Raw genomic sequence first — 17,863 nt, forward strand, 5'->3', positions numbered from 1 at the left:
AGTCAGGCTGGCCGGCCGAGGGGGGCCAACTGGTCCCGGGACTCGGCCGCCTCGGGCACCCCGAGCATCCGGTAGAGGGCGTAGGCCGAGTTCCAGTGTGTCTCGGCGCGCCCGCCGTCACCGGCCGCCTGGTACGCCCGGCCCAGCCCGGCGTGCGCCCGGGCCTGCTCGTACGCGTCCCCGATCTCGGTGGCCAGGCTGAGCGCGGTGCTGTGCTGCGTCCGGGCCGGGCCGAACCGCCCCAGCAGGTGCAGCGCCTCGCCGAGACTGTTGGTGGACGAGGCTTCGCCGGCCCGCTCACCGACCCGGCGCAGCAACCTGAGCGCCTGCTCCACGAGATCCAGCGCGGACTCGTGGTCGCCCTGCCGCAGGCGTACCCGGCCGAGGCCGTCCAGCGCGAGCGCCTTGCCGGCCTGGTCGCCGACCGCCTCGAACAGGGCCAGTGCCCGCCGGTGCCGGCCGGCGGCGGCGAGCAGCCGTCCGCCGCGCAGGTGCAGGTCACCGAGGCTGGTCAGCGCGTACGCCTCGCCGGTCGCGTCCGCGATCCGTCGGCAGAGCACGGCGGCGGTACGCAGGTGCACCCCCGCCTCGCGGTAGTTGCCCTGCCGCAGCAGTACGTGCCCGAGGTTGCCGCCGGCCCGGGCCTCGCCGGCCGGGTCACCGGCCCGCCGGCAGAGCAGCAGCGCGGCGCGCAGCGCCTCGGCGGCCTCGTCGTACCGGCCCTGGCGCTGCTGGACGTGGCCGAGGTTGCCCAGCGCCCGTGCCTCACCGGCGCTGTCGCCGTTCTCCCGGCTCAGCGCCACCGCCTCGCGCAGCCGGGCGATCGACGGGGCGTACCGGCCCTGCTGGGCGTACATCACGGCGAGTCCGGTCAGCAGGTGCGCCTCGGTGACCCGGTCGCCGGCCTCCCGGGCCGCGGCCAGGGCATGCGTGTGCATCCGTTCTGCCTCGGCGAAGTATCCGCCGCTCTCCAGATAGCGCAGCAGGGTCAGGGTCAGCCGTACCGCATGTGCCGACCGGCCGCGTTCGGCGGCCCGGACCGCCGTGGCCACCAGGGTCGGCCGTTCGGCGTCCAGCCACTCCCGGGCGGCCTGCGGGTCCGGCATTGGCGGCGGCGGGACCGGTGGCCGGTGGACCGGCGCCCGGCGGTGCCGCTCCGCCGGATAGAGCGTGTCGATCGCCGTCGTCGCGGCGGCCAGTTCGTAGTCGAAGAGGCGGTCCAGGGCAGCGTCGGCGGTCGAGGCCGGCTCGTCGGCTGCGCAGCGTTCGGCCGCGTAGGCCCGGAGCAGGTCGTGGAAGGTGTACCGGTGGTTGCCGGCCGGCTGCACGAGGTTCGCCCGGGCGAGCGTGTCGAGCAGGTGCCGGGCCGGCTCCGGCCCGGTGTCGAAGAGCGCCGCGGCGGCGTACCGGTCGATGTCCGGTCCGGGATGCGGACCCAGCATCCGGAAGGCGCGTGCGGCGGCGGGCGGTAGTTGCTGGTACGACCAGGACAGCACGGCCCGTACCCCGGTGCGCGGGTCGCCGCCGGCGTCGAGCAGCCGAAGCCGGTGCTGCTGGTCGGCGAGTTCGGCGACGAGTACCGCCAGTGGTGCGGTGGGTCGGGTGAGCACGAGTTCGGCGGCGACCCGCAGGGCCAGCGGCAGGTGGGCGCAGCGCTCGGCGAGCGCGGCGGCGGCCGCGGGTTCCCGGGCGACCCGTTCGCCGAGGGTGCGCCAGAGCAGTTCGACCGAGTCGGCGCTGGAGAGCAGGCCGAGTTCGATCCGCTCGGCGCCGTCCCGGGCGACCAGCCCGGCGAGGCTGTCCCGGCTGGTGACCAGTGCCGCGCAGGAGGAACTGCCCGGCAGCAGCGGGCGGACCTGCTCCACCGACGCCGCGTTGTCCAGCACGATCAGCATCCGCCGGCCGTCCAGTTCGCTGCGGTACCGTGCCGCGCACTCGTCGAGTCCGAACGGCACCTCGGTGCCGGGTACGCCGAGCGCGCGGAGAAACCCGGCCAGCGCCTCCTGCGGCGGCATCGGCCGGTCGACGTCGTAGCCGCGCAGGTTGACGTAGAGCTGCCCGTCGGGGAACCGGTGCCGGGCGTGGTGCCCCCAGCGCAGTGCGAGGGCGGTCTTGCCGACTCCGGCGGTGCCGGCGAGCACGACGACGGGGACGGTGGACGGCGCCGGCCCGCCGTGCTGCCCGGACCGCACCAGCAGCCTGTCCAGGGTGGAGAGCTCGGCCGAGCGGCCGCTGAATCCGGGTACGTCGGCGGGCAGTTGCGCGGGGGCGGCCGGCGGGTCGTCCGGCCCGGTGCGGCCGCCGGTCGCGATGGCCGGTGTCGCCGTCGGGGGCTCGGCGGCCCGCAGCGCGTCCCGGTAGGCGGTGGCGAGTTCGGGGCCGGGTTCGACCCCCAACTCCTCGACGAGCCGCTCCCGGGTCTGGCGGTAGAGCGCGACCGCCCGGTCCCGGCGCCCCAGCGCGTGGTAGGCCCGGATCAGCAGTCCCTGGGTGGTCTCGTCCAGCGGGCTGCTCGCGGCCACCTCCTCCAGCGCCGGCAGCACGTCGGCGGCCCTGCCGATGGCGATCATGACCTCGCCGTACCGGCGTACCGCCGCCCGGCGCTCTTCGGCCAGCGCGACGACCTTCGGATGCCCGGCGAGCGAGGGGACGTCGACCAGTGGCGCGGCGCGCCACAGCGCGAGTGCCCGCTGCCAGAGCCGGACCGAACCGGTCAGGTCGGCCCGGCGGTGCGCCTCGGCCGCCGCCCCGGCGAGGTCACGGAACACGCAGACGTCGAGGTTGCGGGCCGGTACGCCGACGGCGTACCCGTCGCCGACCCGGGGCAGGACGGCGCTCGCGGTGTGCGTCCGCCGGTCGGGTTCGAGCAGTCGACGGAGGTTCTTGACGTGTGTCTGGATCACGTTGGTGGCGGTGGGTGGCGGCTGACTGTCGTCCCAGAGCGCGTCGATGATCTCGGCCCGGGGGATCGGCCGGCCGGCGGCCAGGGCCAGCAGGCCGAGTACGGCCCGTTGGCCGGGCGAGGAGAAGGCGATCTGGTACTCACCGCGCCAGGCGCGTACCGAGCCGAGGACCTCCAGCCGTACCGTGTCGGCGCCCCCGTCGCCGGAGTCCCCGAAAGCGCCGACACCGTATGCGCTCTCGCGAGCTACGACCATCCCGCCCCCATGCCTAACAGCGTGGCGTGCGGGTGAAACCGTGGCAAGGGGCTCGATACCGGTAGCGGTCATCCGACATTCCGGCAGCCGCGGGCGTCCGTGCGTCCGGCGCCCTGGGAGAAGGGGCTGCGGAGTGGCCGGTCCGCCGTACCGGCCATCCGATGTTCAGCGGTAGACGCGTACGTAGTCGACGAGCATCCGGGACGGGAACGGCGTACTCGGGTCGACCGGTCCGGGGAAGTCACCGCCGACGGCGAGGTTGAGGATCAGATAGAAGGGGTGGTCGAAGACCCACGGGCCACGGGTCGACTCCACCGTCTCCTTGCTGGCGTAGAAGACCGTCTGGCCGTCCACCTTGAACGTGATGCCCCGGCTGTCCCACTCCGCGGCCCAGACGTGGAAGCCACCGGCGAAGTCGACCCCGCCCGGCGCCGGGTACTTCTGCCCGTAGCCGCCACCGCCGTTGTACTGCGGTGCGTGCAGCGTCGAGTAGCCCTCCAGGGTGTTCCGGCCGAGCACCTCCATGATGTCGATCTCCCCGTTGTACGGCCACGGCCGTCCGGTGAGGAAGTCGGCGCCCATCATCCAGAACGCCGGCCAGAGGCCGTTGCCCTTCGGCACCTGGATCCGGGCCTCGATCCGGCCGTACTGGACGTGGAACTTGTTGCCGGTGTTCATCCGGTGCGAGGTGTAGTCGCGCCCGCCGGCGGTCTCCCGGCGGGCCTCGATCACCAGAGCGCCGGTGCCGTTCATCGAGGCGTTGTCGTTGTTCGTGTAGTACTGGATCTCGTTGTTCTGCCCGGTGCCGGGGTCGATCGTCCACTTGGCCGGGTCAGGCTTGCTGCCGGCGGCACCGTTGAACTCGTCGCTCCAGACCAGGTTGTTGGCCGGGAACGTCGGGTCGGGCGGCATCGCCGGCGGTGCCGTCGGGTTGCCACCGGTGCCGTAGACCTTGAATTCGTAGAGCGAGTAGCCGTACGGGCCGACCCGGGCGGTGCCGTACATCCGGACGTACCGGCCGGTGCCGGTGACGTTAAGCGTCTCCTTGAAGCCCCGGCCACTGCTGGTGGAGTAGATCGGGGTCCAGGTGCTGGCGTTAGCCGACACCTGGATCTGGTAGGAGGTGGCGTAGGCCGGGTCCCACTGCAACACCACCTGGGTGATGGTGGCGGTGGCGCCCAGGTCGACGTAGATCCAGCCCGGGTCGACCCATCCGGTGGTGGTGCTGGTGGCCCACCGGCTGGCCGGGTCGTTGTCGAAGGCCCGCGCGGGCACGCATTCGAAGCAGGTGCCGTCGTTCTGGTTGCTGGAGGCCACCGCCGGCTTCTGGTACGACAGCAGCACGCTGCCGCCCGGTGGCGGGGTGGTGGTCGGCGGGGGAGTGGTGGTCGGCGGGGTCGTCGGCCCGCTGCCGGTGCGCACCGCGAACTCCCACAGCGAGTAGCCCCACGCGGTCGCCCGGGCGGTGCCGTACATCCGGACGTACCGGCCGGTGCCGGTGACGGTCAGGTCCTGCGTCCCGCCCGTGCCGGTGGTGCTGGTGTGCACGGTGGTCCAGGTCGAACCGTCGGTCGAGGTCTGGATCTGGAACGCGGTGGCGTACGCCGTTTCCCAGACCAGGGTGACCCCGCAGATCGACTGGGTGCTGCCGAGGTCGACCCGGAGCCACTGCGGGTCGGCGGCGGCGCTGGCCCACCGGGTACCGGTGTTGCCGTCGACCGCGGCGGAGGCCGGATAGGCGGCGGACTCGACCGAGGAGGCGGTGGCCGGCCGGCCCTGCGCGGTGTTGCCGGTACCGCAGGCGCTGGTGCCGGTCTCGCCGTACACCTGGAACTCCCAGAGCGACACCCCGTACGCGGTGCCCCGCTGGGTCGCGTTCAGCCGGACGTACCGCCCGCTGCCGGTGACGCTGATCTCCTGGTTGCCGCCGGTGCCGGTGCTGGTGCTGTGCACGGTCGTCCAGGTCGAGCCGTTGGTCGAGGTCTCGATCGTGAAGGCGCGGGCGTAGGCGCCCTCCCAGCTCAGCAGGACCCGGCTGACCGGGGTGACGGTGCCGAGGTCGACCTGCAACCACTGCGGGTCGGCGAATCCGCTGGACCAGCGGGTTCCGGTGTTGCCGTCGACCGCGGCGGAGGCCGGATAGGCGGCGGACTCGACCGAGGAGGCGGTGGCCGGCCGGCCCTGCGAGAGTAGGGTCTCGGCCGCCCCGGCGGACGTACCGGAGATGGCGAGGTAGCCGGCGAGCAGGGCCGGGATCGCGACGACCGACCCGGCGAGCGGACGCCAGCGGCGTGGCCGGGGTGGTCGGCGGCGGGGTGGGGACAGAGCGCTGTCCATCAGTGCTCCCTGAGGTGAGGCCCGCGTCGGTTTCGGGCCGGTTGCGGGCTGATGACAATCGGATGGGAGAGCGCTCTCTCGGATACTCTGAATGAATCAGGGATCGCTGTCAATGTGGGGCGGTCCAGCGGGCCAGCTCCGGCTGGATGCCGCCCTGAGTCGCGTGAGCCGCCGTACGTCCGGCCACTCTCCGGCGAGCTGCACAGCGTGACGTTCTCCCGACCAGCGCCCGGCTCTGGTCGATCCGGCGGCACGGGTGACGCTCACCGAGGGGGATCCGGCGCACCGTCGACGTGGTACTTCGCGGCGAAGGAGCGGGCGGAGGCATCGACGCCCTTGATTCGACCGCGCCACTCTGGATAGGGTCCAGATACCGGCCGGTCACCTACCGCCGAACGGCCGGTGAACGTCGTCCCGGACGAGAGTTCGGCCACCCGCCCAGCCTGCGGGGCCGCCTCCGGAAGGCGTTCGGCGAACGGGGGTTCCATGGTGGGCAATGCTGCGCGCCATCCGGTGCCCGATGGGTCCGGTCGGCGCCACCGCCGTGCGGGCGATCCTCCGACTCCCTGACATCCGGTCTCGTCCGGCCGATCCGCCGCTGCCTGAACGGGGGTGCAACGATCTCTGCCGAGTCGTCCCGCGACGTGAAAGTCTCCGTCATCCTACCCACCTACAACCGCTGTGACCTGCTGGCCGAGGCCCTGCGGGGCCTTGCCCGACAGAGCCTGCCGACGGAGGAGTTCGAGGTCATCGTCGCCGACGACGGCTCCTCCGACGCGACCGCCGCCGTCGTCAAGTCCTTCTCCGACCGGCTGCGACTGCGCTACCACTTCCAGCAGGACCACGGGTTCCGGGTCGCCGCCGCCCGCAACGCCGGTGCCCGGCTGGCCAGCGCACCGATCCTGGTGTTCCTGGACACCGGCGCGCTGGTCGGGCCGGACTACCTCCGCGAACACCTCGCGGCGCACGGCGACGGCTCCGCGCGCCGTGCGGTGATCGGCTACGCGTACGCGTACCGGCCCGAGGACCCGACGCCCGGCCTGGCGGAGATGGTCGGGCGGCTGCTGCCCGAGCGGGTCCTGGCGGCGTACGCGAACGACCCGTCCATCTTCGACATCCGGCACGGCGCCTTCCTCCGGTGCGGCTTCGATCCCGGACGTCTGGTGGTGCCGTGGATCCTCCTGTGGGCCACGAACTGCTCCATCCGTACCGAGGACTACTGGGCGGTCGGCGGCTTCGACGAGGACTTCCAGCGCTGGGGCGTCGAGGACATGGAAATCGGCCTACGCCTGCACCGCCGGGGGGTGGAGTTCGTGGTCAGCCGCTCCGCCTGGGTCATCGAGGCACCGCACGACCGGGACTGGGAGGGCAACCGGCAGGGCAACCACCACAACATCGGGGTCCTGCTCGGCAAGCACCCCGAACCGGTCGCCGAGATCGGCTGGTCCCTGATCACCAAGGACCTGTACTGGCCGTGGGAGGACGACTACCAGGCGCTGCTGGACTGGACGGCCCGGGCCCGGGACCTCGACGTCACCGCGGAGCTGCGCGAGGCGGCGGCGGGACTGCGCCCCGGTGAGCGGGTGGCGGTCTTCGGCTCCGGGGGCAGCGTGCCCGCGGAGCTCTCCTCGGCGGTACTGGTGGACTTCGACGAGGAGCTGCTGCGGCAGGCGCTCACCGGAGGCGGCCGGGTCGGCCACCACGCGATCGGCGTGCGGACACCGCTGCCGGAGCAGTCGGTGGACGTCGTGCTGATGACGTCCCGGCTGACCGGGCTCTGGGACCGGTGGAACCTCGATCTCGTGGCCGAGGCCCGGCGGATCGGCCGCGAGATCCGTGCCTTCGGGTTCGGGCTTTGACCGGCGTACGGGTGGACCCCGGGACGGCGCTGGCGATCGGCGGTGGCCCCGCCGTACGCGGTCCGGAGCGGGCCTGGCCCGACTGGCCCGTACCGGCACCGGCCGCCGAGAGCCACCTCGCCGAGGTCCTGCACGGAGGGCGTTGGGCGATCACCAGTCCACGCCGTGGCGAGCTCTTCGAACGCAGGTTCGCCCGGATGTTCGCCGAGTACGTCGGCACCCGGCACTGCGTACCGACCGACCACGGTTCGAGTGCCCTGGTGATCGCCCTGGAGTCACTGGGCCTGGCGTACGGCGACCCGGTCCTGGTGCCGGCGCTCACCTGGACCGCCTGCGCCACCGCCGTGCTGCGGGCCGGCCTGCTGCCGGTACTCGCGGACGTCGACCCGGAGACCGGCTGCCTGGACGTGCCGGCGCTGCGCGCCAACGACGACGTACGGGCGGTCGTCGCGGTGCACTGGGCGTGCGCGATGGCCGACATCCCGGCGATCGAGGAGTTCGCCTCGGCCCGGGGGATCGAGGTGGTCGAGGACGCGGCGCAGGCGCACGGGGCCCGCTGGCTCGGCCGCCCGGCCGGCTCGCTCGGCCGGCTGGGTTGCTTCAGCATGCAGCACTCGAAGGTGCTCACCTGCGGCGAGGGCGGTGCGGTCGTCACCGACGACGATGCGCTGCTGACCCGGCTGGAGGAGTTGCGCGCCGACTCGCGGAGCTGGCGGGACGACGCCCGCCCCGGCGAGCTGGACCTGCGGGAGAGCGCCACGGTGATGGGCGCGAACTTCTGCCTCAGCGAGTTCGGTGCCGCCCTGCTCTGCGCCCAACTGCCGGAGCTCGACGCGCAGAACACCGTCCGGGAGCGGAACTACGAGCGGCTCCGCGAACTGCTCGCCGACGTACCGGGGGTCGGGTTGCTCGCCCGACGGCCGGAACAGGACCGGATCTCGCTCTACGAGGTGCCGGTGGTCTTCGACCCGCTGCCTCCGCACCGAAACAACTCCTGGGTGGCGGCGGCCCTCACCGCGGAGGTCGGGATGCGGGCCTATCCGCCCCGGGTGCCGTTGCAGCGCAGCCCACTGCTGCGTCCGTGGACCAAGCCGGCGCTGGCACCGCTCTCCGAGCGCTTCGTGGCCCGGCACCGGGACCGGGACTTCCCCGGTGCGGACCATCTCGCCCGGCACGCGGTGCTGCTGCACCACAGCGCGTTCCTGGGCCTGGAGAGCGACATGCTCGACCTGGCGCGGGGTATCGCCAAGGTCGCCGGACACCTTGCGGAAGGCGGCCGGGAATGACGACCGAGGAGGTGGACCGGCCGCCGGAGGCGGATGTCGGAACGGTCACCCCGGGTGTCTCGGTGGTCGTACCCGTGCGGGGCCGGGTCGACGAGACGGCCCGGCTGCTCGCCAGCCTGGCCGTCGCCGCCGCCCGGTGCCCGGAACCCGTCGACGTCGTGGTCGTGGACGACTCGACGCCGGACGACGCGCGGGCACACCGGGCCAACTGCGCCCGGCACGGTGCCCGGTACGTCCGCGGCCCCCGGCACGTCGGGGCGAAGCGGAACCTCGGGGTGTCGCACGCGCGGCACGACCTGCTGCTCTTCACCGACTCGGACTGCCGGGTCTCGCCCGAGCTGTTGCGCAGATACGTGACCGGCATCCGGCGGGCCCCGGCAGAGGTGGCCGGGATCGCCGGCCCGACCCTGGTGGAGGAGAGCCGGACGGCGGTGTTCCGGATCATGCGGCGCTCGCACCTGCTCAACGGGGACCTGGAGATGCCCCGGGCCGGTCGGTCGCTGCCGTGGGCCACGACCAGCAACCTGTTGCTGCGGCGCGACGCCTTCCGCGCGGTCGGCGGATTCGTCGAGAAGTCCCTCACCGTGGTGGCGGGCGAGGACGTCGACCTGGGGCTCCGGCTGACGGGGCGGGGCTTCACCATCCGCGCCGACCCGGAAGCGACGGTGACGCACGACCGGATGAGCAGCGATTCCGTCCGGTCCGTCTGGCGCCGGTTGTTCGGCTACGGACGCTCGGAGCAGTGGCTCGCCACCCTCCACCCGCAGCGGCGTACGGCGCGGTGCAACCCGGTGGCCGTGCTCGGGCTGGCCGGCGGCGTGGCGGTGGCGACGCTGGGTCCTACCCGGGGGCGCAGCGCCCTGCTCGTGCCGCTGACCGCCGGAGTGGGGCTCGGGCTGCGGGCCTGGCGGCGCCGCCGGCCGGGCGACTCGGCGCGCGGTGTCGCGGACGCGGTCGCCTGCGCGGCACTGGAGTACGCGTTCGATGTCGGCGCGGTGGTGGCCGCCGTGCAACTCCGCCGGCCGGACCTGCTGTTCGCCGGCTTCCGCTCCACGGGCGGCGACGCCGATGAATGAGCGACGGGGAGGCAGCACCGTGCAGGTCGCGGACGTGCGGTTCGGCGAGCGCGGTACCAGTTATCTGTACGGCGTCGACTGCGTCGACCAGATCGTCGAGGCGGTCGCCCGGCTGGCCGGGGGCGCCGAGTCGGTGGTCTTCGTCGTCGACCGGCAGGTGCTGGCACACGCCGAACCGGTGCTGGCCGGGCTGGGGCGGCGGATGGCGGTGCACCGCTTCGTGCTCGACGCGGCGGAGCGGCGCAAGCGGCTCTCCGTCGTCGAAGCGATTCTCGAGTACGCGGTCGATCGGGGCGCCGACCGCCGCTCGCTGATGGTCGCGATGGGCGGCGGGCTGACCGGAAACATCGCCGGGCTGGCCGCCGCCCTGCTCTTCCGGGGCATCCGGCTCGTCCACCTGCCGACCACCCCGGTCGCCGCCTTCGACTCGGTGCTGTCCCAGAAGCAGGCGGTCAACCTGAGCGCCGGGAAGAACCTCGGCGGGACCTACCTGCCGCCGTCGCTGATCGGCTGTGACCTGACCTGGCTCACCTCCATTCCGCGCGGTGACCTGCTGACCGGGGTCGCCGAGATGGCGAAGAACGTGCTGGCGATGGTTCCGCACGAGGAGCCGACCTTCCTCCGCGCGGTGGCCGGACTGGAGCACCGGCCGGTCGACTCGTTCGTCGCGCTGTGCCGGCTCGGCATCGAGGCGAAGCTGCCGATGCTCGTCCGGGACCCACGGGAGCGGGGCGAGGCGGTGATCTTCGAGTACGGCCACACCGTGGGGCACGCGCTGGAGATCGTGACCGACGGCGACTTCAGCCACGGTGAGGCGATCGCCTGGGGGATGCTGGTCGCGGCGGAGGCGAGCGCCATGCTCGGCTATCTGGACCGGGGCGAGGTGGACCGCCATCACCGGCTGCTGGCGCGGCTGCGGCTGCCGCCGCCGGCCGGCAGGCTGGGACCGGTGGACCGGACGGTGCTGCGGACGGTACTGCGCGGCGACAACAAGCGGGGCTACCTCGCCTGCGACGCGGGGGATATCCCGATGGTGCTGCTGGCCGCTCCGGGCGTACCGGTGACGCAGGCGAGCGGCCAGCCGCTCAGCGCGGTGCCGGAGAAGATCGTGCTGGCCGCGTACGACCGGGTGGCGGACGGGCGGGGGAGGTCGGATGGCTGAGCCGGCGCCGGTCATCCCCGGCGCGACCGTGTCGATGCGCGCGATCGGCGCGCTGGCCGCGCTCTCCGTCTCGGCGTTCTGCTACGTCGCGATGGAGACCCTGCCGATCGGCATCCTCACGCTGGTCTCCGCCGACCTGGAGGTGTCGCTGTCGCAGACCGGGCTGCTGGTCACCGGGTACGCGGTCGCCGTCGCGGTCGTCTCGGTGCCGCTGACGTACGTCACCGCCCGCATCCCGCGCCGACGCCTGCTGGCCGGGCTGCTGGCCGTGCTGGTACTCGCCACGGTCTTCTCCGCGACCGCCCAGGAGTACGAGGTGCTCTTCGCCGCCAGGGTGGTGGTCGCGTTCACCCAGGCGCTGTTCTGGGCGGTGGTGGCGCCGGCGGCGGCGGGGATGTTCCCGGTGCACGTACGCGGCAGGGTCACCTCCGTCGTCTTCGCCGGTGCCTCGCTGGGGCCGATGCTGGGGGTACCGGCCGGCACCTGGGTCGGCCAGCAGGCGGGCTGGCGGGCCGCCTTCCTCATGCTGGCCGGGCTCGCGCTGCTCGCGTTCGTGGCGATCGTGCTGCTCATGCCGTCGGTCCCGGTCGGTCAGACGCACGCCGCGACCGGGACCAGCCCGGATGCCCGCCGGTACTGGATCGTGGTCGTCGCCACCGTGCTCTCGGTCGGCGGCCTGTTCACGGCCTTCACCTACACCGCCGTCTTCCTGACCGAGGTCAGCGGGTTCGCACCGGCGGCCGTCGGGGGGCTGCTGCTGGTCCGGGGCTTGGCGGACTTCGCCGGCATCGCGGCCGGCGGCATCCTCAGCGACCGCCGGCAGCGGCTCGCCATGGTGTCGTCGGTGTCACTGCTGGCGCTCGCCCTGGTCGGCATGTTCCTGCTGGCAGAGGTGGCGCTGGTGGCCGCCGCCCTGCTGGCCGTTTCGGGATTCGCCATGGGTGCGCTGACGCCGGCCCTGCAGAACCGGGTGCTGGAGGTCGCCCCGGGCAGCTCCGACCTGGCCGCGGCCGGCAACTCCGCCGCCTACAACGTGGGCATCGCCGGCGGATCGCTGCTCGGGGCCGGCATCCTGCCCACGCTGGGCGTACGGGGCACCGCACTGGTCGGCGGCGTACTGGTCGCCGCCGCGCTCGCCATCTTGCTGGCCGAGCCACTGGTCGCGGCCGACCGCCGGGCGCCGGTGGCCGGAGCCGAACCGGCACGGGCGGAACTCTGACCGGTCCGGCCGGCGTACCCGCCGCGGCGCTCGTACCCGTCCGGCGGACCCACCCATACCCATCCAACGAACCGGGAGCGCAGTCCTTGACGCAGAACGCCGAATGGCAGACCGGGTCCGAGCCCGCGGAGTGGACCTGGGACGAACCCGACCCCGGCTGGCACGCGCCGTGCCGCCGGCTGGAAGCGACCGGGCTGACATCGCCGTTGGACCGGGCCGACCTGGCGGGTATCGGAGTGACCGGCATCCAGTTCGGCTCGTGGGACGGGCGGGACCCGGGCTGCCTCAACACCGACGTGATCGGGCTGGTGGACGGGGACACCCGGACCGAGCCGGGCCAGGTGTACAGAGTGGACGGATGCGCGTACTTCGTGCGGCTGGACGCCCGCGACCCGCTGCCGCTGGCGGACGGCTGCGTGGACTGGGCGTACGCCGAGCACTTCATCGAGCACCTGACCCTGGCCGAGGGCATCGGCTGGCTGCGCGAGGTGCGGCGGATCCTCGCCGTCGGCGGATGGCTCCGGCTGACAACGCCGGACCTGCACCGGTACGTGGCCGGATACCTCGACGACGGCGCCGACGGGTTCTTCGCCCGGCACCGGCGCCGGCTGATGAGCCTCGGCGCGAAGCCCGGGGACCTTCCGGAGCGGAAGGCGTTCATGGTCAACCAGATCTTCCAGTTCCACGGGCACAAGTGGATCTACGACCTGGACGAGTTGCGCCACGCCCTCGGCGCCGCGGGCTTCGACCCGGACGCGATCTCGGTCCGGTCGTTCGGTCGCAGCGCCCTGCCGCACCTCGCGGCGTTGGATCGGGCCGTCCGCAACGATGAGACGATGTACGTCGATGTCCGCCGGACGGTCACCGCCGACCCACGGGACCAGTGACAGGCGGGTAGGGCGCGACAGTGTTAAGACTCTTTACAGTACGCCTGCCGGGTCCTTATCATTCGGCGAACGTTCTTTCGTCGATGTCCCAGATCCGTGGCGATCGACCGCCGTCCGTGCCCGCGCCATCCCGGGCCACCGGGACGAGCCGGTGCCTGGCGGGCGGCCGCCCCAGCCGGAGCAGGAGAGCGTGACAATGAATGGTTCGCTGCAGAGGTCTGACCGGTCGGCATCACCCAGCCACAGGCGTACCGCCCGGCGCGGGCCGACCCGGCTCGGCCGGGCCGCCCTCGGCATCACCCTCGTGGTCTCCAGCGTCGCGCTGGCCGGTCAGCTCGGCACCCCGGCGGCCCGGGCGGCCGCCGTGCGGAGCGGGGCGGCCCAGGTCGTCCCGGTACCGGCCAGCGCGGTCCCGGTACCGGGGGAGACCTTCACGCTCGCTCCGCAGAGCCGGATCGTGGTCGCGCCCGACGGCGGCGCGGAGACCACCGGAGTCGCCGACGGGCTGGCGGCGCTGCTGCGGCCGTCCACCGGCTATCCGCTACCGGTCAACGCTGCCGCCCCCCGCCCCGGCGACATCGCGCTGCGCCTGGTGGCCGCCGCCGAACTCGGCGACGAGGGATACCGGCTCGACGTCACCGCCGCCGGGGTACGCCTGTCGGCGGCCCGCCCGGCCGGCCTCTTCTACGGCGTACAGACGCTGCGGCAGTTGCTTCCGCCGTGGATCGAGAGCCGGACGCTCCGACCCGGACCGTGGACGGTTTCCGGGGTCCGGATCGAGGACGTCCCCCGGTACGGCTACCGGGGCGTGATGCTCGACATCGCCCGGCACTTCCAGCCGCCGGCCGTGGTCAAGCGGCTGATCGACCAGGCCGCGGCATACAAGATCAATACGTTGCACCTGCACGTCGGCGACGACCAGGGCTTCCGGATCGCGATCGACGGCCGCCCGGAACTCACCGAGATCGGGGCGCAGTTCTCCATCAACAACGACCCGGGCGGCCATTGGACCCAGGCCGAGTACGTCGACGTCGTCAACTACGCGGCGGAACGCTTCATGACCGTCATCCCCGAGGTCGACACGCCCGGGCACACCAACGCGATCATCATGTCGTACGCCGGCCCGGAGGCGGACCCGGTGCTGCCGGACGTCAACTGCAGCAACCGTACGCCCCCGGTCTGGAACCTCACCGGGGCCGTCGGCTACAGCGCGCTCTGCCCGGAGAGCCCGAACACCTGGGCCATCCTCACCGACATCGTCGCGCAGCTCAGCGCGCTGACCCCCGGCCCGTACTACCACTTCGGCGGCGACGAGGTGCCGGCGTCCATACTCTCGCACGAGCGCTTCGTCGACTTCGTCGACCGCATGGCCGACCTGGTCACAGCGCACGGCAAGACCGGGATCGGCTGGGCCGAGATCTCCCAGGCGAACTTCGACCGGCCCGGCGCGGCCCCGGCGGTCGCCCAGTTCTGGAACAACGGCAACCCGGCCGGTGCCGGCGGCGACACGGCCCGGCGGGCCGTGCAGAAGGGTATGAAGGTCGTCATGTCGCCGGCCAACCACACCTATCTGGACATGCGGCAGTTCCCCGGCAGCCCGCTCGGGCTCGGCTGGGCCGGCACCCTGGACGTGTCACACTTCTACCACTGGTCCGGCACCAGCAGCGACCCGGGCAGCTACATCCCGGCCCGCACCGTGAACGGCGAGACCCTGCCGGCGGTGACCGACGCGCACATCCTCGGCGTCGAGGCGCCGATCTGGTCCGAGACGCTGCTCACCGGCGCCGACATCGAGTTCCAGGCGTTCCCCCGGCTGCCGGCGACGGCGGAGATCGGCTGGTCGCCGAACGTCCACCCGGAGCGCAACCTGGCCTCCTTCGTCGACCGGGTGGCCGGGCACGGCCTGCGCTGGCAACTCCAGGGCCAGAACTTCCACCCGTCCCCGCAGGTGCCGTGGCGGGTCGACGTGGCGGCGCCGGACGTGCACGGCGACACGCGTACCGTCGGCGGCGCGCTCGCCTCGATCTCCGCGCCGGGGGTCGCGCCCGACCAGGTGACCGCGACCGTCGACTGGGGCGACGGCAGCAGCTCCCCGGCCACGGTCAGCGGTACGGCCGGCACCGTCACCAGGGTCAACGGCCTCTACACCGCCACCGCCAGCCACCGGTACGCCCGGGACGGCGTCTATCGGGCCACCGTCACCGCGACCCGGCCGGGCGGGGTCACCAGCAGCGCCGGGTTCACCGTCACCGTCGACACCTGCACCAGCCGGTTGTCCGGCCAGCACCGTGGGCCGCTGGTGGTCGGGGCCGGGGTGACCTGCCTGGCCGGCGCCACCGTCACCGGCCCGGTGACCGTCCGCCCGGGCGGCTCGCTGATCGCCACCGCGGCGTCGGTCCGGGGGCCGGTGCAGGCCACCGGCGCGACCACCCTCGAACTGCTCGGCGGCTCGGTCGCCGGCCCGGTGACCGTCACCGGCACCACCGGACAACTCGGCATCGAGGGCGTACGGGTCGGCGGCCCGCTCGTGGTCACCGGCACCGGCACCGGCACCGGCCCGGCGCCGGTGATCGCCGGCAACACCATCGGCGGCCCGCTGGTCTGCACCGGCAACACCCCGGCACCGGTGGACAACGGCGTACCCAACACGGTGCGTGGCCCGGTCACCGGGCAGTGCCGGGACCTCTGACCGGATCCCGGCCTCCGGGAACGAGAATCCCGGGGGCCGGGCCGGTGGCGGAGACCACCGCCGGCACCCTCGACCGCGCCGTGGGCCGTGCTATCCGCCTCCCGGGCTGACCAGGCCGGTCTCGTAGGCGACGACGACGGCTTGGACGCGGTCGCGGAGCCCGAGTTTGCCGAGGATGCGGGCGACGTGGGTTTTGACGGTCGCTTCGGAGAGGTGGAGGCGGGCGGCGAGTTCGGCGTTGCTCAGGCCCTGCGCCAGCAGCCGCAGCACCTCGAGCTCGCGCGGCGTCAGCGTGGAGAGGTCGCGGTGCGGTGCGGCGGGGTCGGCGCTGCGACTGGCGAACCGCTCGACGAGCCGCCGGGTGATGGTGGGGGCCAGCAGCGCGTCGCCGGACCGGACCATCCGGACGGCGGCGACCAGATGTTCCGGAGTGACGTCCTTGAGCAGGAAGCCGCTGGCGCCGGCGGAGAGCGCCGCGTAGACGTAGTGGTCGAGATCGAAGGTGGTCAGGATGATCACGCGTGGGTCGCCGGTGGCACCGGTGAGGATCCGCCGGGTGGCTTCCAGCCCGTCCATCTCGGGCATCCGGACATCCATCAGGACGACGTCCGGCAGGGTACGCCGGACCGCGTCGACGGCCTCGGCACCGTTGGTCACCTCGGCGACCACGTCGATGCCGTCGGCGGTCAGGATCATCCGGAAGCCGGTACGGACCAGCGCCTGGTCGTCCGCGACGACGACCCGCAGCGGTGCGGTCATGGCGCCTCCAGCGGGATTCGTGCGGTGACCTGGTAGCCCCCGCGCAGGCGTGGCCCGGTGCGCAGGGTCCCGCCGTAGACCGCCAGCCGCTCACGCAGACCGATCAGGCCGTGCCCGTTGCCGGTGGTGGCCGCGACACCGGGGAGGCCGCCGGTGTCGGTGGCCTCGACCCGGAGCTGCTCGGTGCCGTACTCCACCAGGACGGTCGCGCTCGCCCCGGTGGCGTGTTTGACCGTGTTGGTCAGCGCCTCCTGGACCACCCGGTAGGCGGTCAGCTCGATTCCCGGCAGCAGCGGACGGGGTTGGCCGGACACGGTCAGCTCGACCGGTGTCCCGGCGTCGCGCACCCGCTGCACCAGTGCTTCCAGCCGGTCGAGGCCCGGCTGTGGGGTCAGGCCGCCCGTGCCGGCCGGGTCACCGCCGTCGCTGTCCATGGTCAGCAGCCCCATGACGTGGCGCAGTTCGGCCATCGCGGCCCGACCGCCGGCCTCGACGGAGAGCAGCGCGTCGTGGGCCTGGTCAGGGCTGGTCCGCATGACCTTGCGGGCCGCTCCGGCCTGGATGACCATGACGCTCACGTTGTGGGTCACCACGTCGTGCAGTTCCCGGGCGATGCGGGCGCGCTCGTGCTCGGCGGCGCGGCGCAGCGCCTCGGCCTGCTCGTGTTCGAGTCTGGACAGCCGGGCACGATCCTCGTCGGCCCGCCGTTTCCATTGGCGCAGGCCGTTGGCCGCGAGGACGATCGGGATCAGGATCAGGAACGGGACGGCATTGTCCGGGACGGTGGGCACCGCCGACTCCCGGATCTGGGTGTAGAGGAACGCCGCCACGGGCAGGCTCGCCAGCGCCGGCACCCGGTACGGGCTGTACACGGCGGCCGTGTAGGCGGCGATGACGCAGGCGTAGAAGGACACCCGCAACGCGGCGTTGTAGTCGCTGGCCAGCGGAGCCGTGACGAGGACGGTCCACAGCGCCGCGAGCGGATAGCGGCGGCGGAACACCAACGGCAGCACCACCACGGCGAGCATGACGACCGTCCAGCCGACCTCGTAGTCCTCGATCGGCAGGAACGGGTCCGGCATTGGCGGGCGCGGGGCCCGGGGCGGGTCGGGGTCCAGCGGCGGCAACGGGTCCCGCGGCGGGATCGGCTCGGCCAGGTCCTGGTTGTCGAAGCTGGCCGAGGATGCCCGGTGTTCCACGTCCTGCTGGCCGTCGCCCTCGACGATCGCGGCGAGCAGGAGGCCCAGCGCCACGATGACGTCGAACGCCCAGCCGCGCCACGAGAGTGTCGGCAGCGGGCCGGACGGGCGCAGCAGCAGCCGGAGCCGGGCCCACAGCCGGCCGGCCATCGCCCCCTTCATCACCAGGCCATTCTCGCCCACCGTTCCCGGCCCGCGACATCCGCCGGGCTAACCACCCGGGCTACCTCGA

At 73.2% G+C, this 17,863-nt stretch carries 11 protein-coding genes; 7 read left to right on the top strand and 4 right to left on the bottom strand.

What is annotated here, in order from left to right:
• Positions 1-2: 2 nt before the first annotated feature.
• Both AAH979_RS04725 and AAH979_RS04730 read right to left on the bottom strand, forming a co-directional pair.
• Entirely contained in the window at positions 3-3,158 is a 3,156-nt protein-coding gene (locus tag AAH979_RS04725; protein ID WP_346256767.1) for a tetratricopeptide repeat protein, read from the bottom strand.
• A gap of 165 nt (positions 3,159-3,323) precedes the next feature.
• Positions 3,324-5,495 (bottom strand): discoidin domain-containing protein, encoded by a 2,172-nt coding sequence (locus AAH979_RS04730; RefSeq protein WP_346256768.1) that lies wholly within the window; start codon positions 5,493-5,495, stop codon positions 3,324-3,326.
• 644 nt (positions 5,496-6,139) lie between these two features.
• Here AAH979_RS04730 and AAH979_RS04735 point away from each other — a divergent pair.
• The 7 genes from AAH979_RS04735 (at position 6,140) to AAH979_RS04765 (ending at position 15,673) form a co-directional block, all read left to right on the top strand.
• Positions 6,140-7,354 (top strand): glycosyltransferase, encoded by a 1,215-nt coding sequence (locus AAH979_RS04735; protein ID WP_346256769.1) that lies wholly within the window; start codon positions 6,140-6,142, stop codon positions 7,352-7,354.
• Positions 7,351-8,640 (top strand): DegT/DnrJ/EryC1/StrS family aminotransferase, encoded by a 1,290-nt coding sequence (locus tag AAH979_RS04740; RefSeq protein ID WP_346256770.1) that lies wholly within the window; start codon positions 7,351-7,353, stop codon positions 8,638-8,640. The genes AAH979_RS04735 and AAH979_RS04740 overlap by 4 nt, the downstream gene beginning before the upstream one ends.
• Positions 8,637-9,716, top strand: coding sequence for a glycosyltransferase (locus AAH979_RS04745; RefSeq protein WP_346256771.1), 1,080 nt, complete (start codon positions 8,637-8,639; stop codon positions 9,714-9,716). Before AAH979_RS04740 ends, AAH979_RS04745 begins: the two co-directional genes overlap by 4 nt.
• A complete protein-coding gene (locus AAH979_RS04750; protein WP_346256772.1) occupies positions 9,709-10,878 on the top strand; it encodes a hypothetical protein in 1,170 nt (389 codons plus the stop codon). The genes AAH979_RS04745 and AAH979_RS04750 overlap by 8 nt, the downstream gene beginning before the upstream one ends.
• Positions 10,871-12,097, top strand: a complete 1,227-nt coding sequence (locus AAH979_RS04755) for an MFS transporter (protein WP_346256773.1) — start codon at positions 10,871-10,873, stop codon at positions 12,095-12,097. The genes AAH979_RS04750 and AAH979_RS04755 overlap by 8 nt, the downstream gene beginning before the upstream one ends.
• Positions 12,098-12,183: 86 nt before the next feature.
• Positions 12,184-12,984 carry a methyltransferase domain-containing protein gene (locus AAH979_RS04760; RefSeq protein WP_346256774.1) on the top strand — a complete coding sequence of 267 codons (801 nt, stop codon included), beginning with the start codon at positions 12,184-12,186 and terminating at the stop codon, positions 12,982-12,984.
• Positions 12,985-13,180: 196 nt separating this feature from the next.
• The gene (locus AAH979_RS04765) at positions 13,181-15,673 is read left to right on the top strand and encodes a family 20 glycosylhydrolase (protein ID WP_346256775.1); all 2,493 of its coding nucleotides are present in this window, start codon (positions 13,181-13,183) and stop codon (positions 15,671-15,673) included.
• Between the two features lie 90 nt (positions 15,674-15,763).
• Here the strand turns inward: AAH979_RS04765 and AAH979_RS04770 are convergent, their stop codons facing one another.
• A complete protein-coding gene (locus AAH979_RS04770; RefSeq protein ID WP_346256776.1) occupies positions 15,764-16,432 on the bottom strand; it encodes a response regulator transcription factor in 669 nt (222 codons plus the stop codon).
• Entirely contained in the window at positions 16,429-17,793 is a 1,365-nt protein-coding gene (locus AAH979_RS04775) for a histidine kinase (protein ID WP_346256855.1), read from the bottom strand. Before AAH979_RS04775 ends, AAH979_RS04770 begins: the two co-directional genes overlap by 4 nt.
• Positions 17,794-17,863 lie beyond the last annotated feature (70 nt).

The sequence above is a fragment of the Plantactinospora sp. ZYX-F-223 genome (genome assembly GCF_039649625.1).
GTDB lineage: Bacteria > Actinomycetota > Actinomycetes > Mycobacteriales > Micromonosporaceae > Plantactinospora.